Origin of the sequence: Georgenia alba (assembly GCF_042665525.1) — a bacterium.
Taxonomy (GTDB): Bacteria; Actinomycetota; Actinomycetes; order Actinomycetales; family Actinomycetaceae; genus Allobogoriella; species Allobogoriella alba.
In genome coordinates, this window is record NZ_JBHTCQ010000002.1 from 12,714 (window position 1) to 34,577 (window position 21,864).

The 21,864-nt window shown below is 73.4% G+C and carries 19 protein-coding genes and 2 tRNA genes; 8 read left to right on the forward strand and 13 right to left on the reverse strand.

The window, feature by feature from the left end; translation table 11 throughout:
* Window positions 1–38: 38 nt before the first annotated feature.
* Window positions 39–1,625 carry an outer membrane protein assembly factor BamB family protein gene (locus tag ACFQQL_RS09970; RefSeq protein WP_382393868.1) on the reverse strand — a complete coding sequence of 529 codons (1,587 nt, stop codon included), beginning with the start codon at window positions 1,623–1,625 and terminating at the stop codon, window positions 39–41.
* A gap of 110 nt (window positions 1,626–1,735) precedes the next feature.
* On the opposite strand from ACFQQL_RS09970, the gene ACFQQL_RS09975 reads away from it, so the two are divergent.
* On the forward strand, window positions 1,736–2,503 hold the full coding sequence (locus tag ACFQQL_RS09975; RefSeq protein ID WP_382393870.1) for a class I SAM-dependent methyltransferase: 768 nt from the start codon (window positions 1,736–1,738) through the stop codon (window positions 2,501–2,503).
* A gap of 23 nt (window positions 2,504–2,526) precedes the next feature.
* Here the strand turns inward: ACFQQL_RS09975 and ACFQQL_RS09980 are convergent, their stop codons facing one another.
* Both ACFQQL_RS09980 and ACFQQL_RS09985 read right to left on the reverse strand, forming a co-directional pair.
* Complete coding sequence (locus ACFQQL_RS09980; protein ID WP_382393872.1) at window positions 2,527–3,258, reverse strand: YggS family pyridoxal phosphate-dependent enzyme; 732 nt, start codon at window positions 3,256–3,258, stop codon at window positions 2,527–2,529.
* Window positions 3,215–4,057, reverse strand: a complete 843-nt coding sequence (locus tag ACFQQL_RS09985; protein WP_382393874.1) for an endonuclease/exonuclease/phosphatase family protein — start codon at window positions 4,055–4,057, stop codon at window positions 3,215–3,217. Before ACFQQL_RS09985 ends, ACFQQL_RS09980 begins: the two co-directional genes overlap by 44 nt.
* 622 nt (window positions 4,058–4,679) lie before the next feature.
* Between ACFQQL_RS09985 and ACFQQL_RS09990 the strand changes: the two genes are divergently transcribed.
* On the forward strand, window positions 4,680–5,261 hold the full coding sequence (locus ACFQQL_RS09990) for an HhH-GPD-type base excision DNA repair protein (protein ID WP_382395348.1): 582 nt from the start codon (window positions 4,680–4,682) through the stop codon (window positions 5,259–5,261).
* Between the two features lie 8 nt (window positions 5,262–5,269).
* The gene (locus tag ACFQQL_RS09995; protein ID WP_382393876.1) at window positions 5,270–5,626 is read left to right on the forward strand and encodes a DUF190 domain-containing protein; all 357 of its coding nucleotides are present in this window, start codon (window positions 5,270–5,272) and stop codon (window positions 5,624–5,626) included.
* A 12-nt stretch (window positions 5,627–5,638) separates the two neighbouring features.
* Here the strand turns inward: ACFQQL_RS09995 and ACFQQL_RS10000 are convergent, their stop codons facing one another.
* The 6 genes from ACFQQL_RS10000 to ACFQQL_RS10025 all read right to left on the reverse strand — a co-directional run bounded on the left by ACFQQL_RS10000 (window position 5,639) and on the right by ACFQQL_RS10025 (window position 12,464).
* Window positions 5,639–6,313, reverse strand: a complete 675-nt coding sequence (locus ACFQQL_RS10000) for a pentapeptide repeat-containing protein (RefSeq protein WP_382393878.1) — start codon at window positions 6,311–6,313, stop codon at window positions 5,639–5,641.
* Complete coding sequence (gene ybaK / locus ACFQQL_RS10005) at window positions 6,310–6,822, reverse strand: Cys-tRNA(Pro) deacylase (RefSeq protein ID WP_382393880.1); 513 nt, start codon at window positions 6,820–6,822, stop codon at window positions 6,310–6,312. The genes ACFQQL_RS10000 and ybaK overlap by 4 nt, the downstream gene beginning before the upstream one ends.
* Window positions 6,823–6,826: 4 nt before the next feature.
* Entirely contained in the window at window positions 6,827–9,562 is a 2,736-nt protein-coding gene (locus ACFQQL_RS10010) for a DEAD/DEAH box helicase (protein ID WP_382393882.1), read from the reverse strand.
* Window positions 9,563–9,591: 29 nt separating this feature from the next.
* Window positions 9,592–10,782 (reverse strand): heparan-alpha-glucosaminide N-acetyltransferase domain-containing protein, encoded by a 1,191-nt coding sequence (locus tag ACFQQL_RS10015; RefSeq protein ID WP_382393884.1) that lies wholly within the window; start codon window positions 10,780–10,782, stop codon window positions 9,592–9,594.
* 93 nt (window positions 10,783–10,875) lie between these two features.
* Complete coding sequence (locus ACFQQL_RS10020; RefSeq protein ID WP_382393886.1) at window positions 10,876–11,421, reverse strand: AMIN-like domain-containing (lipo)protein; 546 nt, start codon at window positions 11,419–11,421, stop codon at window positions 10,876–10,878.
* Between the two features lie 122 nt (window positions 11,422–11,543).
* Window positions 11,544–12,464: a 3-methyladenine DNA glycosylase gene (locus ACFQQL_RS10025; protein WP_382393888.1), complete on the reverse strand. Its 921-nt coding sequence runs from the start codon at window positions 12,462–12,464 to the stop codon at window positions 11,544–11,546.
* 88 nt (window positions 12,465–12,552) lie between these two features.
* Between ACFQQL_RS10025 and ACFQQL_RS10030 the strand changes: the two genes are divergently transcribed.
* Genes ACFQQL_RS10030 through gltX form a run of 3 tightly spaced genes read left to right on the forward strand, consistent with a single transcriptional unit; the run spans window position 12,553 to window position 15,767 of the window.
* A complete protein-coding gene (locus tag ACFQQL_RS10030; RefSeq protein ID WP_382393890.1) occupies window positions 12,553–13,371 on the forward strand; it encodes a methyltransferase domain-containing protein in 819 nt (272 codons plus the stop codon).
* Between the two features lie 53 nt (window positions 13,372–13,424).
* The gene (locus ACFQQL_RS10035) at window positions 13,425–14,198 is read left to right on the forward strand and encodes a fumarylacetoacetate hydrolase family protein (RefSeq protein ID WP_382393892.1); all 774 of its coding nucleotides are present in this window, start codon (window positions 13,425–13,427) and stop codon (window positions 14,196–14,198) included.
* 42 nt (window positions 14,199–14,240) lie between these two features.
* A complete protein-coding gene (gltX, locus tag ACFQQL_RS10040) occupies window positions 14,241–15,767 on the forward strand; it encodes a glutamate--tRNA ligase (RefSeq protein WP_382393894.1) in 1,527 nt (508 codons plus the stop codon).
* A 29-nt stretch (window positions 15,768–15,796) separates the two neighbouring features.
* On the opposite strand, the gene ACFQQL_RS10045 is transcribed toward gltX, so the two are convergent.
* Both ACFQQL_RS10045 and ACFQQL_RS10050 read right to left on the reverse strand, forming a co-directional pair.
* Complete coding sequence (locus ACFQQL_RS10045; protein ID WP_382393896.1) at window positions 15,797–16,870, reverse strand: sulfite oxidase; 1,074 nt, start codon at window positions 16,868–16,870, stop codon at window positions 15,797–15,799.
* A gap of 61 nt (window positions 16,871–16,931) precedes the next feature.
* Window positions 16,932–17,480, reverse strand: a complete 549-nt coding sequence (locus tag ACFQQL_RS10050; protein WP_382393898.1) for a hypothetical protein — start codon at window positions 17,478–17,480, stop codon at window positions 16,932–16,934.
* A gap of 254 nt (window positions 17,481–17,734) precedes the next feature.
* Between ACFQQL_RS10050 and ACFQQL_RS10055 the strand changes: the two genes are divergently transcribed.
* Window positions 17,735–17,806: transfer RNA gene (locus tag ACFQQL_RS10055), tRNA-Gln, on the forward strand.
* Between the two features lie 56 nt (window positions 17,807–17,862).
* Window positions 17,863–17,935, forward strand: a tRNA-Glu gene (locus tag ACFQQL_RS10060).
* A gap of 47 nt (window positions 17,936–17,982) precedes the next feature.
* Here ACFQQL_RS10060 and ACFQQL_RS10065 read toward each other — a convergent pair.
* Both ACFQQL_RS10065 and ACFQQL_RS10070 read right to left on the reverse strand, forming a co-directional pair.
* Window positions 17,983–19,632: an acyltransferase gene (locus tag ACFQQL_RS10065; protein WP_382393900.1), complete on the reverse strand. Its 1,650-nt coding sequence runs from the start codon at window positions 19,630–19,632 to the stop codon at window positions 17,983–17,985.
* Complete coding sequence (locus tag ACFQQL_RS10070; protein WP_382393902.1) at window positions 19,629–21,833, reverse strand: ABC transporter ATP-binding protein; 2,205 nt, start codon at window positions 21,831–21,833, stop codon at window positions 19,629–19,631. The genes ACFQQL_RS10065 and ACFQQL_RS10070 overlap by 4 nt, the downstream gene beginning before the upstream one ends.
* Window positions 21,834–21,864: the final 31 nt, after the last annotated feature.

The following is a 21,864-nucleotide window of genomic DNA, read 5'->3' on the forward strand; positions in this document are numbered from 1 at the left end:
TCGGGGTCGCGTGGGCTCGTCGGGAACCGGCCGCCCGGTCACTCGAGCACGGCGAGCTCCACCGGACGGGCGGACTGGTCCTCGCCGTCCGGAACGTGCTCGGTGACGACCACGACCACGCGCCCCGCGAAGGTCCCGCGCACCTCGGCCGCGGAACCGCCCGGCAGGTTGCCGAGATCGACCAGCTCCGGCGTGGAGCCGGCGAGCTGCCCGAGGGTGTCGACGTCGGTGACGTCGAGGGTGGACAGTCCGGTGTACTCGCGGTCGAAGAGTCCGGTGCGTTCTTGCTGCCAGGCCGGCGAGGAGATCCCGCCTGTCCGCACGGTCGCCAGCGGTGAGCCCTGCGGCGAGAACGGCTCCGACATCCGAGCTTCGTCGAGGTCGAGGACGGCCTCGGCGCGCGGGAGACCAGGGTGCTCGACGTCGACGACGGCAGCGCCGTCGTGTGCCCACGGCTGCCGCAGACCGCCGAACAGGGTCGCCGTGGGGGCGGGGAGGAACGTCGCGCCCTGCGGTGGGACCACCCGGCCGGTGCTCCCGTCGCTCACGTCGAGGACGGTCAGGTCGGCGCCGTCTCCCACGGCGAGCAGATGACGCCCGTCGAGCACGGGCATCGGGGTGCCCCGGCCGACCGAGAGATCCCACTCCTGGAATGCGAGGTCGATCGTCGCGTCCCACGCGGGCGTGCCCTCGGGGAGGTCGTAGGCGGCGACCCGGGACCGGACCACGTCGCCCTCGCGGAGGTCGTGCCCGTCGGCCACCAGCGGTTCGTGCGCGAGGAGGCGATCCCCCACCACCTGCGGGACCGACGAGCGCGGCTCCGCGACAGTCGCGACCACCTCGCCGGTCTCGACCGACGTCACCCGGAGCGGAGGCGGCTCGTCGCCGCCCGTGCCGGCCGGAACGCGGTCGACGAGCCACGGGGTGCGCGGCAGGCCGCCATTCGTCCTGGGCGGGACGTTCCGCCACGCCCCCGCGTCGCCGCTGCTGCTCCAGCGCTCGTCACCGGTCGCGAGGTCGATGCCGTGGTAGGCGTCGCCGCCGCCTGCCGCGCGTGCGGTGACAACGAGGGTGTCGCCGTCGTGCGCGATCGGGGTCATCTCCGAGTCGCTGCTGCTCCACAGCTGGTCGCCCGTGGCGATCTCGAGGGCGACCGCCTCGGCGGCAGGGTCGGCAAGCTCGTGCGCGCCGACGATCACGACGTCACCCGCCACGGTCACGGGGACCTCCTCGACGTCGTTCGGGAGCTCGGCGACGTCGTGCTCCCAGGCGACGGTGCCGTTGCCGATGTCCCGCGCGCGCAGGACGCGGTCGGCATCGAGGGTGAGGAGGTGCGTCTCGGTTGCCGCGAGCGGCTCCTCGGTGCCCCGGGCAGACCACGCCACGGCGGCCCTTGGGCGCAGCAGCGGCTCGACGAGCGGAACGGCCGCGACCGCGACGCCGGCCGCCACAGCGATGGCCGTCCACCGGCCACGGCGCTCCGTGCCGGAGCGTGCCACCGCCAGCATCAGCGTCAGCAGGATCACGGCGGAACCGATCCACCAGATGACCGGCGGCCACCCGCGCCACAAGGCCAGCGCGCAGATCAGTGCACCGACGACGGCACCTGTGATCGGTCCGGCCACGGTCCTTCCCCCCAGAGCTCCGACGTCAGGCGTCTCGGGCAGGGTATCGGCCGCTCCCGCTCGGTCGGCCGGACCCGGACCCTGGCGATGGCGTGCGCGAGGATGGGCTCGTGCGAGCGTTCGAGGACCTGGTGGCGGAGGCCGCCGACGCCGACGTCGCCGGGTGGGGCTTCGCCTGGCTCGACGGGCGCGCGACCGAGGAGCGTCCTCCGTGGGGCTATGCGCGGCTGCTCGCGACCCGCCTCGCGGGGGTCCGCTCAGCGCTCGACGTCGACACCGGCGGCGGCGAGGTGCTCGACGAGGCGCCGGTGCTTCCTCGCCGGATGGTCGCCACGGAGAGCTGGCCACCGAACGCGGCGAGGGCCCGCGCGCGACTCGAACCGCGTGGCGTCGAGGTGGTCGAGACCGCCGACGGCGCAGCCTTCCCGTTCCCCGACGGCATATTCGAGCTGGTCACGAGCCGCCATCCCGTACGCCCCTGCTGGCCCGAGATCGCGCGGGTCCTCGCGCCGGGCGGGACCTACCTCGCCCAGCACGTCGGGCCCGGGTCGGCGTTCGAGCTCATCGAGCTCTTCCTCGGGCCGCTGCCGGACCGCTCGGGACGTGACCCGGACCGGGAGGCCACCCAGGCCGCGGCCGCCGGGCTCCAGGTGGTGGACCTGCGCACGGCGCGGCTGCGCATGGAGATCCGCGACGTCGGGGCCGCCGTGTGGCTCCTGCGGAAGTGCGTCTGGTGGGTGCCGGACTTCTCGGTCGGGCGCTATCGGGACAGGCTCCGTGAGCTGGACGCCCGCATCCGGGCGGAGGGGCCGTTCGTCGCGCACTCGACCCGGCATCTCATCGAGGCGCACAAGATTGACGAGTCGGTACAGAAGTGACGACTCGCGCCCTGGGCGAGTGGTCAGGGCGCGGGACGAGGACCGAAGACGGCCGTGCCGAGACGCACCATGGTCGCGCCGGCGGCGACGGCGATCTCCAGGTCCGCGCTCATCCCCATGCTGAGCTCGCGCGCGTCCGCCGTACCCGGGGCGCCCGAGCCCACGACCCGGTCACGCAGGTCGGCGAGCGCGTCGTAAGACGCCCGGACCACGGAGGGGTCGGTGCTGTTCGCCCCGATCGTCATCAGCCCACGCAGTCGCAGACGGGGCAGCGCCCCGACGGCGCCGGCCAGCTCGACCGCGTCGGACGGACCGACGCCCGACTTGGTGTGCTCGCCCGAGGTGTTCACCTGCATCATGACGTCGAGGCTCGCAGGGCCGCCGTCGTCGGCGCGGCGTGCCACCGCCGCGTCCAGCCGCTCGGCGAGGCGCACCGAGTCCACGGTCTGCACGCACGTCGCCCACCGCAACACCTGGTTGACCTTGTTGGACTGCAGGTGCCCGATGAAGTGCATCTCGTGCGCCGGGACCCCCGGCTCGGCGAGCCTGGGGCCGGTCACGGCGAGCTCCTGCGCCCGGTTGTGACCCAACAGGTCGGCACCCGCCTCGAGGACCGCGCGAACAACCTCGGGCGGCTGGGTCTTCACCGCCAGCAGGAGGCGCACGTCGGCGGGCTCGCGGCCGGCCTCGCGCGCCGCCGCGGCCACCCGTTCACGCGCCGCCGCGTACCGCTGGGCGAGGCGCTCGACGTCCACGGGCACCGACCCTACCGGCGTCGGCCGGCCCGACCCGGCCGAGCGAGACACCCACGGTCAGCGCGCGGTGGTCCGACATGTCGAGGTGGAGCGAGCGTCCCGGCTCGGTGATGCGGACCTCGCCCTCCACCAGGATGTGGTCGAGCTGTTCGGTGGGGTCGTCCGTCGGGAAGGTCGTGGCCGTGACGAGCGGCCGCAGGCCGCTGTGCCGGGACGGCTCGCCGCCGGCCAGGTTGAGGTCGCCCAGCAGCACGAACGGCCGGGGCATGTCCCGGGTCGAGCGCACGATGTGACGGAGCTGGGCCACGTTCCAGTCAGGGACGAACGTCAGGTGCGTTGCGGCCACGCTCACCGGCCCCTCGGGGGAGTCCACGCACGCGGCCAGCGCGGTGCGGGCCTCGTCCTGGACGAGCACCGGCCGCAGGCGGTCCGGGAAGGTCACCGGCACGCGGCGGCGTGGGCTGGGCAGGGACAGCACCTTCCAGGACGAGACCGGGAACCGGCTGAGCAGCGCGATGCCGTAGGCGGCCTGCTCCGGCTGCTCCTCGCCGGTCGCGGCCGTCCACACCTCCGGCAACCCGCTCATGGTCGCGACGAACCGGTGCTCGACGGCGCCCATCGCCTCGGCGGCCACCGCGGTGAGGTCGGCGCCGTGGGAGCGCGGTTGGTCCCGGTCAACCTCCTGCAGGGCCAGGACGTCGGCGTCGAGCCGCCGGACGGCGTCCGCGAACCGCTCGAGGTCCACACGGTCGTCGTCCAGCGACCGGCCGTGCAGGATGTTGAACGTCGCGAGGCGCATCCCGGCCGATTCTGCCCTTCGTGGTGCGGCTCCGCGCGTCGTCGTGCACGCTGCGGGGATGGACGACTCGGACCGGGCCGCCCTGCACGAGGCGATGCGGGTCGTCGGGGCGGCGTTGGGAGACGCCGGGATCCCGTTCGCGCTCGCCGGCGGGTTCGCGGCCTGGGTGCACGGCGCCCCGCAGTCCGACCACGACGCCGACTTCGTGGTGCGCGAGCAGGACGCGGAGACGGCCCGGCAGGTGCTGTCCGAGACCGCGCTGCGCGTGGAGGACCCGGTCGAGAACTGGCTGTTCAAGGCGTGGAACGGGACCGCACTGGTCGACATCATCTTCCGGCTCGGCGACCACCCGGTGAGCGAGGAGCTGCTGGAGCGGACGGACTCCTTCGACGTCTTCGGCGTCCCGATGCCGGTGCTGCGAGCCACGGACGTGCTCACCGAGAAGCTGCGGGTGCTGACCGAGCAGCGCTGCAACTTCGCCGACCTGCTGCCGGTGGCACGGGCGCTGCGCGAGCAGGTGGATTGGGGCGTGGTGCACGGCCACGTCCGGGACAACCCGTACGCCGTCGCCTTCCTGTTCCTGCTCGACCGCCTGGAGGTGATCGAGTGGCAGACTCGGGGCATGACCGAGGACCTGCACATCACGGGCGACGACGACGCCGACGCGCTGCTGACCCACGACCCGCTCGCCCTGCTCATCGGCATGCTGCTCGACCAGCAGGTGGCCATGGAGACGGCATTCTCCGGGCCGAGGAAGCTCGCCGACCGGCTCGGTGGGCTCGACGTGCACCGCCTGGCCACCATGGACCCGGACGAGCTGACCGAGGTGTGCCGCACACCGCCCGCCGTCCACCGCTATCCGGGGTCGATGGCCGGACGGATCCAGTCGCTGTGCGCCGCGATCGTCGCCGACTACGACGGGGACGCCGCTGCGATCTGGACCCGGGGGGAGCCGGACGGACCGGAGGTGCTGCGCCGGCTCAAGGCGCTGCCGGGCTTCGGCGCCCAGAAGGCACAGATCTTCCTCGCCCTGCTCGGCAAGCAGCGCGGGCTGGCGGCGCCGGGGTGGCGCGAGGCGGCCGGGGCCTACGGCGAGGAGGGCGCCTACCGGTCGGTCGCGGACATCGTCGACGCCGGGTCGCTCACCAAGGTCCGGGAGACCAAGCGGGCCGCCAAGGCTGCGGCGAAGGCCGCCAAGGGCTGAGCAGCGGCGTGACCGAGCCGGCGCAGGCGCTGCGGCTGACCGTGCTGGTGGGGGAGTCCGACCAGTGGAAGCACCGGCCGGTCTACGCCGAGATCGTCCGGCGCGCGCAGGAGGCGGGGCTGGTGGGCGCCGCCGTGTTCCGGGGCGTCGACGGGTACGGCGCGCTCGACCGCGTCCACCCGTCGCCGGTCCTCGGACTGGACGAGGACCGGCCGGTCAGCGTCGTCATCGTCGACACCCCGGCCGCCGTCCGGGCGTTCCTGCCACGGCTCGACGGGCTCGTCACCGTCGGTGAGGCGGTCCTCGAGGAGGTCGAGGTGATCCGCACGTTCGGCAAGCGGCACCGTGGCGGTGCCGCCTCGTAGCCGGACGTTCGGCTACGAGGCATGCCGCGAGGACTCGACCCGGATGCCGAGCGCCCGGGCCATGGCGGGCAGCGCCTCGAACGCGTCCGCCTCGGCGAGGCTGGCGCCGCGCAGCGACTCCACGCCGCCGATGCCGCCGAGCCGGCACCCGGCCAGCCGGACCCGCTCGCATCGCAGCCCGGAGAGCTGAGCCCCGGTCAGGTCGCACTCCTCGAGCAGCACGTCCTGCCAGGCGGCCCGCGTGAGGTCGGCCTCGCGCAGGTCGCACCCGCGCAGCACGACGTGCTGCCAGGTCGCCTCCTGCCAGCTGCTCAGCCGTGCCGCGGCGCCCTCGAGCAGCACGGCCCGCAGGCGGGCCCGCGGCAGCTGGCCACCGGTGAGCCGGACCTCCCGCAGCGAGCAGCGGACCACCGAGAGCCCCGGTGCCCGCAGGTTCGCCAGGTCGGCGCCGGTCAACCGGCAGTCCACGAGGGCGGTGTGCTCCCAGCTGCCGCCCGACGCGCGGACCCGGTCCAGCGCCGAGGACTCGATCTGGACCTCGTCGAGCACGGCGTCGGTGAGATCCGCCCCGGTGAGGTCGGCGCCCGGGAAGGTGCCGCCGTCGGTGAGATCGGCGGGGGAGAAGGGCGTGAGGTGCGTCGCGACGTCGGGCTCGGGAACCCGGGGCGGCACGCTCGCGTGGCTCACGGCCGGCCCACCGCGGCCACGGTCGCCTCGGTCAGCGACACCAGGTCGGCGGGGCGCAGCTCGACGTCCAGGCCGCGGCGCCCGCCGCTGACCAGCACGGTCGGATGGTCCAGCGCCGAGGCGTCGACCACGGTGGCCAGGCGGGTGCGCTGGCCGAGGGGGGAGATGCCGCCGACCACGTAGCCGGTCGCGCGCTCCGCCGTGCGCGGGTCGGCCATCTCGGCCTTCTTCCCGCCGACGGCGGCGGCGAGCGCCTTGAGGTCGAGCGTCCCGGTGACGGGCACGACGGCGACCGTCAGTCCCGTGCGACCCGCGGGCTCGACCACGGCGACGAGGGTCTTCAGCACCCGCGCCGGGTCGACGCCGAGCGCCTCCGCGGCCTCCATCCCGTACTCCTGGGCGCGCGGGTCGTGCTCGTACGCCCGGACCTCGTGCTCGACGCCCGCCCGGCTGAGCTCCAGGAGCGCCGGGGTGCCGCGGGTGCGTCGGTCGGCCGTTCGTCTCGCCATGTCCCTAGCGTGGCCCCAGCGCGACCGTGCGGACCACCGGTTTGCCCGCCTCGTCGGAGGCGTCGAGGTCGACGACGGCGCTCAGGCCCCAGTCGTGGTCGCCCTCGGGATCGTCGAACGTCTGGCGTACCAGCCAGCTGCGTGGTGCCAGCACCTCTGGGCCGACGTGCGCCGGCAGGTCGGCGTCGGTGGGCGACTCGACGACCTCGACGAGCGTCGCGGCCCGGGCCTCCGGCCCGATCCCGACCCACTCGTACTCGTCCCAGAACGGCGTGATGCGCGCCTCCCACGTCGCCGCGTCCCAGCCGTCCTCCAGCGCCGCGAGCTCCGCGTACGCCTCGCGGGCCAGCAGCTCGACGCGGTGGAAGAGCGCGTTCCGGACCGCGACGCGGAAGGCGTGCCGGTTCCGGGTCAGGGGGAGCTCGCCGTCGGCGCCCTCGCCGAAGCGTCGTTCGCTCGCGCCGTCGGCCCGTTCCGCCGTCGCGCGGGCCTCGGCGGCGTCGGTGGCGTCACCGCCCGCGGCCAGGGCCTCCCACTCGTCCAGCAGCGAGGAGTCGACCGAGCGGACCAGCTCACCCAGCCAGGTGACGATCGCCGCGACCTCCTCGGTGCGCGCGGCGGCCGGGACGAGCTGCCGCAGGGCCCGGTAGGTGTCGGTGAGGTAGCGCAGCAGCACGCCCTCGGAGCGGGCCAGCTGGTAGCGCGAGACGAGCTCGGAGAACGTCATGGCCTGCTCGACCATCTCCCGCACCACGGACTTCGGCCGTAGCTCGTAGTCCGCGACCCACGGGTTGGTCTGCCGGTAGGTCGCCAGCGCCGCCTCGAGGAGCTCGGCGAGCGGCCGGGGCCAGGTGACCTCCTCCAGCAGAGCCATCCGCTCCTCGTACTCGATGCCCTCGGCCTTCATGGCGCCGATCGCCTCACCGCGTGCCGCCCGCTCCTGGGCGAACAGCACCGGCCGGGGGTCCTCCTGGACCGCCTCGACGACCGAGACCACGTCGAGGGCGAAGTCGGGCGAGTCCGGGTCGAGCAGGTCGATCGCGGCCAGCGCGAACGGCGAGAGCGGCGCGTTGAGGGCGAAGTCCCGCGGCAGGTCGACCGTGAGGTGCACGGACGGCTCGCCGGGGTGGGTGCGGCGCCAGGCGCCGTCGTGGTGCTCCACGACGCCGGCGGCCCGCAGCGACCGGTAGATCTCGATGGCACGCCGCAGGTGCGGGTTGCGGTCGCGCCGCGAGGCCGAGGCTCGCGAGGCGGCAGGCGGGTCCGAGGATCGTGGACCGTCGGCACCGGGTGCGTCCGGAGGCCGGAAGTAGGCCGGCGGCTCGTGGTTGTCCGTGACCAGCCGGTACATCGCCGCCACCGGGTCGCCCGGGCGGGCGAGCACGGACAGCACCATGGTGTGGGTGACCCGGAACTGGCTCGTCAGCGGTTCCGGGGTCGCCTCGCGGAGCCGCTCGAAGGTCTTCTCGGTCCAGCTGACCGAGCCCGCGGGCGGCTTCTTGCGGACCACCTTGCGGCGCTTCTTCTCGTCGTCCCCGGCCTTGGCGAGGGCCTTGGCGTTCTCGATCTCGTGCTCGGGCGCCTGGACCACCACCTCACCCGTGGTGTCGAAGCCCGCTCGGCCCGCGCGCCCGGCGATCTGGTGGAACTCGCGGGCGGTGAGGTGCCGGACGCGCTCGCCGTCGAACTTGGCCAGAGCGGTGAGCACCACGGTCCGGATCGGGACGTTGATCCCGACGCCGAGCGTGTCCGTCCCGCAGATCACCCCGAGCAGGCCCGCCTGGGTGAGGCGCTCGACCAGGCGCCGGTAGCGCGGCAGCATGCCGGCGTGGTGGACGCCGATGCCGTGCCGCAGCAGGCGGGACAGCGTCTGGCCGAACCCCGGCCCGAACCGGAAGTCGCCGATGGCGGCGGCGATCCGGTCCCGGCGCTCGCGGCTCGCCACGGGTACCGACGTCAGCGACTGGGCGCGCTCGACGGCGTCCTTCTGCGAGAAGTGGACGACGTAGACCGGGGAGCGGTGGGTCTCCACCAGCTCCAGGAGCACGTCCTGCAGGGGTTCCAACGACCAGGCGAACGTCAGAGGGACAGGCCGTTCTGCGTCGTCGACGACCGCGACCTCCCTCCCGGTCCGGCGGTGCAGGTCCTCGCGGAAGAAGGTGACGTCCCCGAGCGTGGCGGACATGAGCAGGAACTGGGTGCGGGGCAGCTCGAGGAGCGGGACCTGCCAGGCCCAGCCGCGCTGCGGGTCGGCGTAGAAGTGGAACTCGTCCATGACCACCACGTCGAAGCCTGGGTCGTCGTCGCTGCCGCCGCCGTCGCGGAGGGCCTGGTTGGCGAGGATCTCCGCCGTGCAGCAGATGATCGGGGCGCCCGGGTTGATGGCGGTGTCGCCGGTGACCATGCCGACGTTGGCCGAGCCGAACAGGTCGACCAGCTCGAAGAACTTCTCCGACACCAGCGCCTTCAGCGGCGCGGTGTAGCAGCCGGTGCGGCCCGCGGCCAGCGCCGCGAACAGCGCCCCGACGGCGACCAGCGACTTCCCCGAGCCGGTGGGGGTGGAGAGGATGACGTGCGAGCCGGTCACCAGCTCCAGGAGCGCCTCCTCCTGGTGCGGGTAGAGCGTCAGCCCCCGGCCGGTCGCCCAGGCCTCGTACGCCGCGTGCACGGCGTCGGGGTCACGGCCGGATCCGGCGTCCTCGAGGTCGTCCAGGGCGAGGTTGAGGGTCTCGTCCGGCATCCCTCGATCCTCTCACCCCCGGCGCGGCCTCAGCGCCGCTCGCCCACCGCCGCGGAGACGACCACCTTGAGCAGCTGCTCCAGCGGCCCGGTGCCGATCCATCGGCGCCACGCCCAGGAGGCCGCGAGCGAGACGACGACGAACCCGATCAGCACCGCGTTCGACTCGGGGTACCAGACGACGTCGTCGCCGAGCAGCGCGATGACGACTATGTGCAGGGAGTAGACGGTCAGGCTCATCGCGCCGGCGGCCCCGAGGGGGGAGAGCACGGCGGCGACCACCCTGCCCACGGCGCCCGGCCGGGTGATCAGCAGGAGGAGGCCGGTGACCGCGAGGGAGGTGCCACAGCTGCCGACGATCTCGACCGGGCTGTACTCGTGCGGACCACCGCGGATCAGGCGGTCGACCAGCGGCGAAGCCTGTCCGACGTCGTACTCCAGGAGCAGACGAGAGCTGCCCCAGGCGAGCGCGGCCAGGGCGCTCCCGACGGCGACCATGCAGGCCTGGAAGGAGGTGGAGGTCAGCGTGGATCGTCCGACGGCGAGGCCCACCAGGATGTACGCGCAGAAGATCAGGGCGGGGTAGTAGCCGGTGGCGGCGATCTCGTACGTCCAGTGCACCGGGTCCTCGACGTCGAGCCACGCCCCGACGATGCTGCGCTCGCCGTGGTCGAGCGGTGTGGTGAGGGCGAAGATGACGATCGGCGAGATGATCGCGGTGATGCCCGCGCCGAGGAGGACCGTGACCCGGTCGCCGCCGAGGAACGGCAGCGTGAGGACGAACATCAGCCCATAGGCCGGGAGGATCACCACGACGGGTGTCCCCATGGCGATGAGGACCACGCCGAGCAGGACGAGCAGGAGCGCTCGGTAGAAGATCTTCAGGCGCGCGCGGACCAGCGCGGCGCCCGTCGGGGGGTGCTGCCGGCCGGTCGAGAGGGCCAGCGAGACGCCCGCCAGGAACGCGAACAGGGCGGCGGACCGACCGTCGAAGATCATCAGCCAGGCCGGGTCGTCCGCACCGGACTCGGTGTCGTCGCCGAGGTGGGCGGCGAACATGCCGATGATCGCCAGGCCGCGCGCGATGTCGATCCCGGCGAGCCGTGGTCTCTTCGGCGCGGGCACGTCGACGGGGGTGGGTGACGGCCGCGCCGGTTGCGGCGGGGCCGCCGTCGAGGCCCACGGGTTGGGCGGCTGCTGGCCCGGTGGTGAGGAGCTCACAGGCTGGAGCCTACTTCCGGCCCGCGGCGGGGCGCCGTGCGACCACCCGGTGGGTACCGGGTGGCCGCACGCTCGCCGGGTGGTGCCCTCCGATCACCACCGGTGAGCGACGTCGACCACCAACCGTGATCCGGTGCCGGGTCCGTCGAGGATGAGGACCCGGAACGGCAGCCGGGCGCGCACACCCAGCCCGATCGTCGTCTGCCCCTCGAAGGAGCCCGCCCACGCGATCTGCCGGAACGTGCGGTAACCCGCGACGTTCGTCAGCTCGCGCGGATCGGCAGGCTGGTAGGTCGGGTCGCCGGACTGGTCGTAGGCCGGGGCTCGGACGACCACGGCCAGCCGCGCGCCCCCGCGCAGCGGCACCGCCGCGCCGGAGCCGTCCGCCCGGACCACCGAGACGTACCGTACGTCGTAGCCGCGCACGTCGCCGCGGAGGTCCACGACCATCCTGTCGAAGCAGTCGTGCCGTCCGCTGCGCACGTCCTGCACGGTCGCCTCGGAGTACCTGGGCACGTTCTCGCGCAATGACCCCCAGGTCAGTCCGCAGTACGGCGCCGCCGGCGCCGCCGTGGCCGTCGGGCTCACCAGCGTGAGGCCGAGCAGGAGCATGACCACCACACCCAAGAGACGCTTCATTGCACTCTCTTCTCTGGCAAGGGGATCCCTGCAGGTGCTGATGACGGTACGCCTCGGTGGTGGCGGCGGCTGGGCGAAGCAGGCCGCGAAAGCGTAACGATCGGTGCGGCGTCCCGGCGCTCTCAGGAGCCGGCCGACCCGCCGAGCAGCGCACCCGTCACGCCCGCGAGCCGCGCTCGCAGCGGGGCTGCGCGCTCGGCGAAGGCGCGCTGCGCCGCGACGTACTCGGCGCGGCCCTCGGCAGTCTCGATCGTCACCGGCTCGTGCCCCAGGGCGCGCAGGTCGTACGGAGAGGCCCGCATGTCGAGCACCCGGATGTCGCGGGCCAGCTCGAAGCAGTCGAGCAGCAGCTCTCCCGGGCAGGCGGGCCCGAGGATGTTGGCGGCCTTGAGGAGGTCCATGTTCGCGTGCAGACAGCCGGGTTGTTCGAGGTCCGGCTGCGTGGCACGTTCCGGCTGGTGCCGGTTGAGCGGACGCGCCTCGGGGGTGAAGAACCGGAACGCGTCGAAGTGGGAGCAGCGCACCGGGTGAGACTCGACGACCGTGTCCGTGCCCGCCTGGCCGAGGCGCAGCGGCAGCGCGTGCCGATGCTCGCGCTGCCGGTAGACCATCGCCCACTCGTGCAGGCCGAGGCAGCCGAGGTGCGCGGGCCGGTCCGCGGTGCGACGCAGGAGCTCGTCCAGCCAGCGCACCCCGGCCTCCCGGTCGGCGAGGTAGGCCCGGCTGTCCAGCGTGACGGCACCCGACTCCGTCCTCGAGTGCCACCGCCAGCCGGCCCGCTCGGTGAGCACGTCCGCGGCCGCGTCATCGCCCTCGCTCGGTCCTAGTGCGGCGCCGAATCCCGGGTGCCAGCGTCGCAGGCGCCCCGGCCGGACCGGGTAGTACTCGAAGAGGAAATCCTCCACCGGGTCGGACTCCCGGCGCTCGCGGCGGGCGCGGCGGGCGGCGGTGAGCCCGTCAGCACGTGCCGCGTGCCGGTCCGCGCGCGCCAGCCAGTCCGCGGGCGCCAGGGCCGGCAGGGAGGCGGTGGTGGGGACGGGCACCCCTCCAGGGTAGAGAGGCCGTGCTGCGGTCCGGGCCACGCGCGGACAGCACCGTCCTGAGACGGGTGCCCACGCTACGTTGCGAGGCGTGAGCACCGAACGGTCCGGCGACGTGTACACGCACGGCCACCACCCGAGCGTGCTGGCGTCGCACACCTGGCGCACGGCCGAGAACTCCGCCGCGTACCTCCTCGACCGACTGCGGCCCGGCCAGGACCTGCTCGACGTCGGCTGCGGCCCCGGCACCATCACGGCCGGGCTGGCCGCGCGCCTCGCGCCGGGGCGCGTGGTCGGGCTGGACCGGGACGCCGGGGTGCTCGAGAAGGCGCGTGGTGCCGTCGAGCGCGATGGCCTCGGCAGGCACGTCGAGCTCGTCACGGGCGACGTCTACGACCTGCCGTTCCGCGATGCGAGGTTCGACGTCGTCCACGCGCACCAGGTGCTCCAGCACCTCACCGATCCCGTCGCCGCGCTGGGCGAGATGCGCCGCGTGCTGAGACCCGGCGGGCTGCTGGCGGTGCGCGACTCCGACTACGCGGCCATGACCTGGTACCCGGACATACCCGGCCTGGGGGAGTGGAACGAGCTGTACCACCGCCTCACCCGGGCGAACGGCGCCGAGGCAGATGCCGGCCGCCGCCTGCACGTGTGGGTCCGGCAGGCCGGCTTCACCGAGCTCGAGGTCTCCGCCGGGACCTGGTGCTTCCAGACCACGGAGGAGCGGACCTGGTGGTCGAGCCTGTGGGCGGACCGGGTCACCGCGTCCGCCTTCGCCCGCCAGGCGCTGGAGGCGGGTTTCGCCACCGAGGAGGACCTGGCACGGCTCGCCGCCGCGTGGCGTGCCTGGGGCGAGGACCCGGAGGGCTGGTTCACGGTGCTGCACGGCCAGGTGCTCGCCCGGCGCTGACGACCTCGCCGCGGTCGCACGGCGCGTGACTGCCGGCGCCGTAGGGTTGCGGCATGCGCATCGCTCGCTTCATCACCGGTGAGAACCCCCAGTACGGCGTCCTGGACGAGGAGGCCGACGAGCTCGTGGCGCTCAAGGGCGACCCGATCTACGGCGGGCTGGACACCACCGGCCAGCGCTTCCCCGTCGCGGACGTGCGCCTCCTGTCACCCGTCATCCCGCGGTCGAAGGTGATCGGCATCGGCCGCAACTACGCCGAGCACGCCGCCGAGCTCGGCAACGAGGTGCCGGAGGAGCCGCTGACCTTCCTCAAGCCGAACACCTCCGTGATCGGCCCGGACGACCCGATCGTCCTGCCCCGGTGGACCCGGAGCGTCCACCACGAGGCCGAGCTCGCCGTCGTCATCTCCCGGCTGTGCAAGGACGTGCCGGAGGAGAAGGTGGACCAGGTGATCTTCGGGTACACCGCCGCGAACGACGTCACGGCGCGCGACGTGCAGTCCACGGACGGGCAGTGGACCCGCGCCAAGGGCTTCGACACCTCCTGCCCGATCGGCCCCTACCTCACGCTCGACCTCGACCCGTCCGACCTCGCGGTGCGCTGCCGGGTCGACGGCGAGCTGCGGCAGGACGGCCGCACCTCGCAGATGGTCCGCGACGTCCCGAGCCTGGTGGCCTACGTCTCCTCGATGTTCACGCTGCTCCCGGGCGACCTCATCCTGACCGGCACCCCGGCCGGCGTCGGGCCGATCGACGTCGGTCAGCGGGTCGAGGTCGAGGTCGAGGGCATCGGCGCCTTCTCCAACCCCGTCCTGCGCCGCGACTGACCGCCCGGACGGGCGGGATCGGACCGTAGACTTGCCGCGATCATGAGCGAGAACCCCACACCGAGCCATCCGGGTGCCGTGCGCGTCCGGTTCTGCCCGTCACCCACCGGCGCCCCGCACGTCGGCCTGATCCGCACGGCCCTGTACAACTGGGCGCACGCCCGCCACGCCGGCGGGACATTCGTGTTCCGGATCGAGGACACCGACCCGGCACGAGACTCCCAGGAGAGCTACCTGCAGCTGCTGGACGCCCTGCGGTGGCTGGGCCTCGACTGGGACGAGGGCGTCGAGGTCGGCGGGCCGCACGGGCCCTACCGGCAGTCCGAGCGGCTGGACCTCTACCGCGACGTCGCGGCGCGGCTCCTCGAGGCCGGCTACGCGTACGAGTCGTTCTCGACGGCGGAGGAGATCGAGGCACGGCACCGGGCCGCCGGCCGGGACCCGAAGCTGGGGTACGACGGCTACGACCGCGAACTCACCGACGAGCAGCGGGCCGCCTACCGCGCCGAGGGACGCGAGCCCGTCCTGCGGGTGCGGATGCCGGACGAGGACATCACGTTCACGGACCTGGTCCGCGGCGAGGTGACGTTCCAGGCCGGCTCGGTGCCCGACTTCGTCATCGTGCGGGCCAACGGCTTCCCGCTCTACACGCTGACCAACCCGGTCGACGACGCCACCATGCGGATCACCCACGTGCTGCGCGGGGAGGACCTGCTGTCCTCGACCCCGCGTCAGGTGGTCCTGCACCGGGCACTGGTCCAGCTCGGCATCGCCGAGGCGGTCCCCGAGTTCGGGCACCTCCCGACGGTCCTGGGCGAGGGCAACAAGAAGCTCTCCAAGCGGGCCCCGGAGTCGAACCTCTTCCTGCACCGCGAGCGCGGCTTCCTGCCCGAGGGGCTGCTGAACTACCTCGCCCTGCTCGGCTGGGGCATCTCACCGGACAACGACATCTTCGGTCGCGAGGAGATGGTCGCGGCGTTCGACGTGGCGGACGTGAACCCCAACCCGGCACGCTTCGACGTCAAGAAGGCCGAGGCCATCAACGCGGCGCACGTCCGGCTCCTGGCCCCGGAGGACTTCCGCGCCCGGCTCGTGCCCTACCTGCACGCCGCCGACCTCCTCCCGGTCGCCGCCTGGGAGGACCTGGGCCGGCCGGAGCAGGAGATCCTCACCCGTGCCGCGCCGCTCGTGCAGGAGCGGATGACGCTCCTCGGGGAGGCTCCGGGCATGCTCGGGTTCCTGTTCACCGCGGACGAGGACCTCCGCATCGAGGAGGACGCGCTCGCCGCCCTGCGGCCCGAGGCGCCCGACGTCCTGGACGCCGCGCTCGCCGTCCTCGAGCCGATGACCGAGCTGCGCACCGACACCGTCGAGGAGGGGCTGCGAGCCGCCCTGGTGGACGGCATGGGCATCAAGCCCCGCTTCGCGTTCACCCCGCTGCGCGTCGCCGTCACCGGCCGGCGGGTCTCGCCCCCGCTGTTCGAGTCGATGGAGATCCTCGGTGCCGAGCGGACCATCGCACGCCTGCGCGCGCTTCGGGCCCGCCTCGGCGAGCCGGCCGCGACCTGAGCCCGCTGCGGCTCGGGCCGTTCAGTCGATCACACGACCTGGACCGGGTGGCGCACGACGGCGCCGAAGAGGTAGCCACGTGGGTTGCTGGGGGCGCGGGACGGCTGGATGTTCCCGGTCGCGTCGGTCGCCCGCGTCAGCACCGTGTACCGGCCCGGTTCCTGCGGTCGCCAGTCGTAGCTCCACCGAGACCACGGTCCGTCCTCGACCTTGTCCGCCGGGCTCCAGCTCCGGCCGTCATCCGTGCTCACCTCGACCGAGGTGACCGGGGCCGAGCCCGACCAGGCGCGAACGGTGAGCCGGTGCTGCTGCCCGGCCGCCAGCTCGGCGTCCGGTGCGAGCTCGAGCACCGACTTCGGTACCAGCTCGGTGAGTGCCTCGTCGTCGACGTTGTAGTAGGTCGTCGACCACGGTGAGCTGAGCTCGTGGTCGGCGACCTCGATCTCACCGAGCCACTTGATCGAGGCGACCCCGACCCAGCCCGGCACCACCAGACGCGCGGGGAAACCATGGTCAGGAGGCAGCGGCTCACCGTTCATGTCCAGCGCGACCAGAACGTCGTCGAGCGCCTTCGCGACCGGCAGCGGCCGCCGGACGCGGCCGTGGTTGACCCCGTCGTCGACGTACTCCGGATCGAGACCGACGGCGAGGACGGACCTGGCGGACGAGGTCAGCCCGGCCCGCTCGAGCACGGCGCCGAGGGGGACGCCGGTCCACGTCGCGACGCCGACCGCGCCCAGGCCCCACGGCGTCCCCGGCGTGGTCTCGCCCTGCTGGGTCGCGAACAGCCGACGACCGTTGCCGGTGCACTCCAGGAGCAGGCGGTGGGTCACCTGGGGCATGCTCCGCAGCTCGTCGTAGCCGAAGCGCACCGCGTCACGCCTCCCGGGCCGGTCCCGGAGGCCGGACCCGAACACGTCCAGGGTCCAGGTCGCGGCGTCGATCAGCGGGGTCGAGGTGTGGTTGCGGACGAAGAACCGGTCGGCCGGGGTGTCGCCCTGGGCCGGCATCGAGTCCCAACGGGTCTCTGCGGCGCCGTCGTGACGCACCATGAGGTGCTCGGGCAGCGGCTTGACGATCTTGGCGGCGGGGTCCGTGGTCACGTGGCGAGTGTAACGAGCCGCCCCGGCGTGGTGAGACGTCTGACCACCGGCCGTGACCGGGTCAGAACGTCGTCGCCCGCGCGCCGTGCAGCGTGGTCTGCGCGACGAAGGTGGACCACACGTCCTCGTCGATGCTGCCGGTCGGGCAGATGTGCACGATCCCCACCAGGACGCCGTCCGCGGTGACGGCGCGCAGCATCATCCGCACGTCGAGCTCCTGCGCGCCGGAGACGGCCGTGAAGGAGACCTCGGTGGCCGGCAGCGGGCCGTCGTCCGTGGTGATGTCGCTCTGCCGGCGGTCGACCTCGGAGGTCTCGCCCAACGAGCCCATGGCGTTCTCGATGGCGTCCCGGGTCGCCCGGGTGTCGTCGTCCGCGGAGCCGGGGAGCCGTTCGTCGGTGAGCTGGAGCACGCAGCCGGCGTCGGCGTTCTCCAGCTCGATGACGCCCGGGGCCGGGGGATCTTCCGACAGCGCGTACCCCTCGACGTCGGGGTAGTCCCACCTGATCGTCGCGGCGGTCGGCGTCGGGCTGGGGCTCGGGGTCCCGGGTTCCTGCGGGACGCTGCTGGTGCACGCCGTCAGGAGCGTCACCGCGGCCAGGAGTGTCACGACGCCTCCGCGACGACGGCGGCGCGCAGGGGGCGTCATCGGTGGTCTGGCTCCGATCTGGGTGGACACGATGCGTGCGTGACCCTACCGGCTGGCCCGGCCTCCGGTCGCCCGGCTCACCGCGTCCGTGACACGCCCGTGAGAACGGTCACGACCGGCCCGGACGACTTGGTCGACGCCACCCGCTCCGGTAGTCTTCTTCGTCGGTACGACCCCCGGCGGCACCTGCAGGAACGCGGGCGGTTATACCCCCATGGGGTATGGTGTAATTGGCAGCACGACTGATTCTGGTTCAGTTAGTCTAGGTTCGAGTCCTGGTACCCCAGCGGTTTGAGCCCACCTGTCTCGTCGGGTAGGCTCGGCCAGGCGAAAATCGCCATGAGGCCCCGTCGTCTAGCGGCCTAGGACACCGCCCTCTCAAGGCGGCGGCGCCGGTTCGAATCCGGTCGGGGCTACGAGCAGCGCCCCTCACCCGTGCGAGTCACCGGTGAGGGGCGCTTCGTCATGCCGCGCTCCCGGGTGGTGCCGGCTCGGGCCGGTGGACGCCGCGCGGCCGGTAGCCGAGCGCGTCGGAGACGTCGGCGAGGTCGGCCAGGTACCAGATCAGGGCGAGCCACATCTCGGTGCCCTGTAGGCCCGGGACGGCATCCGGGCCGCCGGAGCCGGGAGCCCGGAAGCCGAATCCGTCCCGGCGCCAGTGGCCGAGCGCCTCCCGCAGCAGCCGCCGGGCCAAGGCGGCGATCTCCTCGCCGCGGTGCCCCGTGGATCGGGTGAGCCACAGCGGGTGCGCGATGTCGAGGACGTTGCAGGCGTTCTGCCGACCCTGCCCCGTCACGCGCGGGTCCCGGGCGTGCCCCAGGACGGTGTCGACCACCCGCTCCGGGTACGGCACGGGCACGCCGAGCTGCGCGAATGTGCCGCGCGTGGCGCGGTAGTAGCCGTTGACCAGCTGCAGCAACCCGCCGTCCGCGGTCGGCACGCCCCACATCCCGGTGCGGGGGTCGGCGCGGGCGAGCAGCCAGCCCAGCAGCGCCTCGCGCACCCGACCGGGATCACCTGCCCCGAGCCGGGCGTTGTGGTGCAGTGCGGTGCCGAGGACATCGACCCAGTGCCCGGCGTGCCACGCCCGGGTCTGCCAGGGCTGTGCCTCCGCGGCCGCCAGCACCTCGGCCGCGTCGGCGTCGCCCACCACGCGCACGGGGTGGGGCGGTTCGCTGCCCAGCAGCTCCAGGGCGTAGCCGACGCACAGCACGTGGTAGCCGGCGTCGTCGTCGAAGAGGCCCGGGGCGGGTGGGCGCTGCGTCCCGTCGGGCCGCAGTGGCCCGACCATGCCCGTCGCGGGGTCCTGCCACCCCCGCAGCCGCTCCACCTGTTCCTCGCGGGGAAGCTGGTCCGGGGGCCTGCCGAGCAGCAGGTCGGCGATCTCGACGGCGTCGCACTGGGCACGGACCGTGGGTGCCTCCCCCGGCCGGTCCACGAAGAGGGTGCCGTCGAAGCACCGGTCGAGGATCGCGCCGGCGCGCTCGCGCGCCCGGTCGGCGAACGCGGTCACTGCCGCCGCGAGGTCCTCCTCGTCGTCGTTGCCGGCGCCGGCCGGCGCGACCCGCCACTTCAGCACCCGAGCCGGATTGCCGCCCACGACCGCGCCCGCGGGAACGTCCCGGGTGACGACGGCGCCTGCGGCGACCACCGACCGCGCGCCCACGCTGACACCGTCGAGCACGACGGCGTGCGAGCCGATCCACACGTCGTCACCCACCCGGATGCCCCGCGCCGTCAGCGGCTGCCGGTGCACCTCGGTCTCCGGGTCGGCGAAGGTGTGGTTGAAGCCCAGCAGCGAGGAGTGCGCGCCGATGCGGACCGCGTCCCCGAGCCGGACGGCGCCGCGCACCACCGTGTAGGCGTTGATCGAGCAGTCCCGGCCGGCGTGCAGCTGCCCCGTCAGGTAGGCGCCGGCGGCCACGTAGGACCGGGGGCCCAGGCGCAACGCGTCGTTCTGCACCTCGGCGAGCGCGGAGACGAAGCAGCTCTCGGCGATCTCGTACCCGACGTCCGTCAGCTCGTGCTGCCGGGCCGCCTGGTCCCGGCGCTGCTGCTCGTCCGCCTCGGCCCAGAAGGACCACGGGGAGAAGTCGAACCGGCGGTCGCTCATCGCTCGTCGGCCGGCCGGGTCGTGGCGATGCCCGGCAGGACCAGGTCCTCGGTGTAGTGGCACGCCGCGCGACGGTCCTCACCGGTGGGCCGCAGGGCGGGCACCTCGGTCGGGCACCGCTCGGTGGAGGCGTGCGGGCAGCGGGTGTGGAACAGGCAGCCGGACGGCGGGTCGGCCGGGTCGGGCAGGTCGTCAGTGGTGGCTCGCTCGCCGCGGTCGCGGCGCACGGTCGGGTCCGGGACCGGCACGGCGTTGAGCAGGGTCTCCGTGTAGGGATGGTGCGGCCGACGGTACAGCTGCGCCGTCTCAGCCTCCTCGGCGACCCGACCCAGGTACATCACGGTCACCCGGTCGCTGACGTGCTCGACGACCGACAGGTCGTGCGAGACGAACAGGTAGGTCAGCCCGAGCTCCTCCTGCAGGTCGGTCAGCAGGTTGAGGATCTGTGCACGGACCGAGACGTCCAGGGCGGAGACCGGCTCGTCCGCGACCACCAGGCGCGGCTCGGTGATCAGCGCCCGGGCGATGTTCAGGCGCTGGCGCTGACCGCCGGAGAACGCGTGCGGGTAGCGCGGCATGTACTCCGGCCGGATCCCCACGCGGCGGAGCATCTGGGCGACCCGGTCGTGCAGGGTGCTGCCCCTGGCCAGCCCGTTGACCAGCAGGGGCTCGCCCACGATCTGCTCGACCGTCATCCGAGGGTTCAGCGAGGAGAACGGGTCCTGGAAGATCATCCGGATCTGGGAGCGGTACCGCTTCAGCGCGCGGCCCTGCAGCCGGGCCAGGTCCACCTGGGTGCCGTCCTGCTCCCGGTAGAGGATCTCCCCGGACGTGGCGTCCAGCAGCCGCGCCACGCACCGGCCGAGCGTCGTCTTGCCGCATCCGGACTCCCCGACGAGCCCCATCGTCTCGCCCGGGCGGATGACCATGTCGACCCCGCCGACGGCGCGCACCGTCCCCTTGCGACGGCGGAACATGCCGCCGCCCAGCGGGTAGTGCTTCACGAGGTCCCTCACCTCGAGCAGGGGCGCGGCGTCGTGGGGCGAGGGCTCGACCGCCGGCCGGGTGAGTGTCACCTCCGCGGTCGGTGCGGGCCCGGCGTCGTCCGGCCGTGCGGTCACCGCGTCGTCCGACGGTGCCGCCCCGGCCTCGTCGTGGCTGTACAGGTGGCAGAAGGCCACGTGCCCGGACTCGAGACGCGACTCCGGCGGCGGGTCGACGTCGCAGATGCCGGGCATCGCGTGGTCGCACCGGGTCCGGAAGGGACAGCCGGTCGGGCGGTTCTGGGGGTGCGGGACCATCCCGCGGATCGCGGCGAGCGGCTCGCGTGCCGCTCCCTCACGCATGGTCGGGATCGAGCGGAGCAGGGCCCGCGTGTAGGGGTGCTTCGGCTCGGTGAAGATCTGCTCGACCGTGCCGTGCTCGACGACCTTGCCGAGGTACATCACGGTGACCTCGTCGGCCATCTCGGCCACCACACCCAGGTCGTGCGTGATGAACAGGATCGCCATCCCGTTCTCCCGCTGCAGGTCCTTGAGCAGGTCGAGGATCCGGGCCTGGGTGGTCACGTCGAGCGCCGTGGTGGGCTCGTCGGCGATGAGCAGCGCAGGGTCGCACGCCAGGGCGATGGCGATCATCACCCGCTGGGCCATCCCGCCGGAGAGCTGGAACGGGTAGACGTCGAAACGGTCCTCCGGGCGGGGGATGCCGACCCGGCGCAGCAGGCCCAGGCCGATCTCGCGAGCCACCTCCCTGGTGACGTCGCGGTGCAGGCGGATCGCCTCGGTCAGCTGGGCCCCGACCGTGTACATGGGCGACAGGGACGCCATAGGCTCCTGGAACACCATGCCGATCTCGCCGCCGCGGACCTGCCGGATCTCCTCGCCGTCCGTCTCGAGTGCGGCGAGGTCGACGGTGCTGCCGTCCGCGCGCGACCACCACGCCGAGCCGTCGACGATGCGCCCGGGCGGGTCGACGAGCTGGAGGACGGAGCGTGCGGTGATCGACTTCCCGCAGCCGGACTCGCCCACGACGCACAGCGTCCTGCCCGCCGGCACCGTGAGATCCACGCCGTCGACCGCCTTCACCTCGCCGTCGGGGGTGTCGAAGTACGTCCTCAGGCCCTCGACCTGGAGCAGCGGTCGGTCCTCGTCGGTCCTCGTGCCTGACCTCTGGGTAGCGGTCGCGCCCTGGTGAGCCATGTCGTCTCTTTCGTCGCGTCGGGTGGTTCGC

Bases quoted from the DNA above. Each gene is read 5' to 3' on its own strand.
- ACFQQL_RS10065 (WP_382393900.1), bottom strand. From the start codon at position 19,632: ATGAGCGACCGCCGGTTCGACTTCTCCCCGTGGTCCTTCTGGGCCGAG.
- ybaK (WP_382393880.1), bottom strand. From the start codon at position 6,822: ATGGCGAGACGAACGGCCGACCGACGCACCCGCGGCACCCCGGCGCTC.
- ACFQQL_RS10035 (WP_382393892.1), top strand. From the start codon at position 13,425: ATGCGCATCGCTCGCTTCATCACCGGTGAGAACCCCCAGTACGGCGTC.
- ACFQQL_RS10020 (WP_382393886.1), bottom strand. From the start codon at position 11,421: ATGAAGCGTCTCTTGGGTGTGGTGGTCATGCTCCTGCTCGGCCTCACG.
- gltX (WP_382393894.1), top strand. From the start codon at position 14,241: ATGAGCGAGAACCCCACACCGAGCCATCCGGGTGCCGTGCGCGTCCGG.
- ACFQQL_RS09985 (WP_382393874.1), bottom strand. From the start codon at position 4,057: ATGCGCCTCGCGACGTTCAACATCCTGCACGGCCGGTCGCTGGACGAC.
- ACFQQL_RS10070 (WP_382393902.1), bottom strand. From the start codon at position 21,833: ATGGCTCACCAGGGCGCGACCGCTACCCAGAGGTCAGGCACGAGGACC.
- ACFQQL_RS10010 (WP_382393882.1), bottom strand. From the start codon at position 9,562: ATGCCGGACGAGACCCTCAACCTCGCCCTGGACGACCTCGAGGACGCC.
- ACFQQL_RS09990 (WP_382395348.1), top strand. From the start codon at position 4,680: ATGACCGAGGACCTGCACATCACGGGCGACGACGACGCCGACGCGCTG.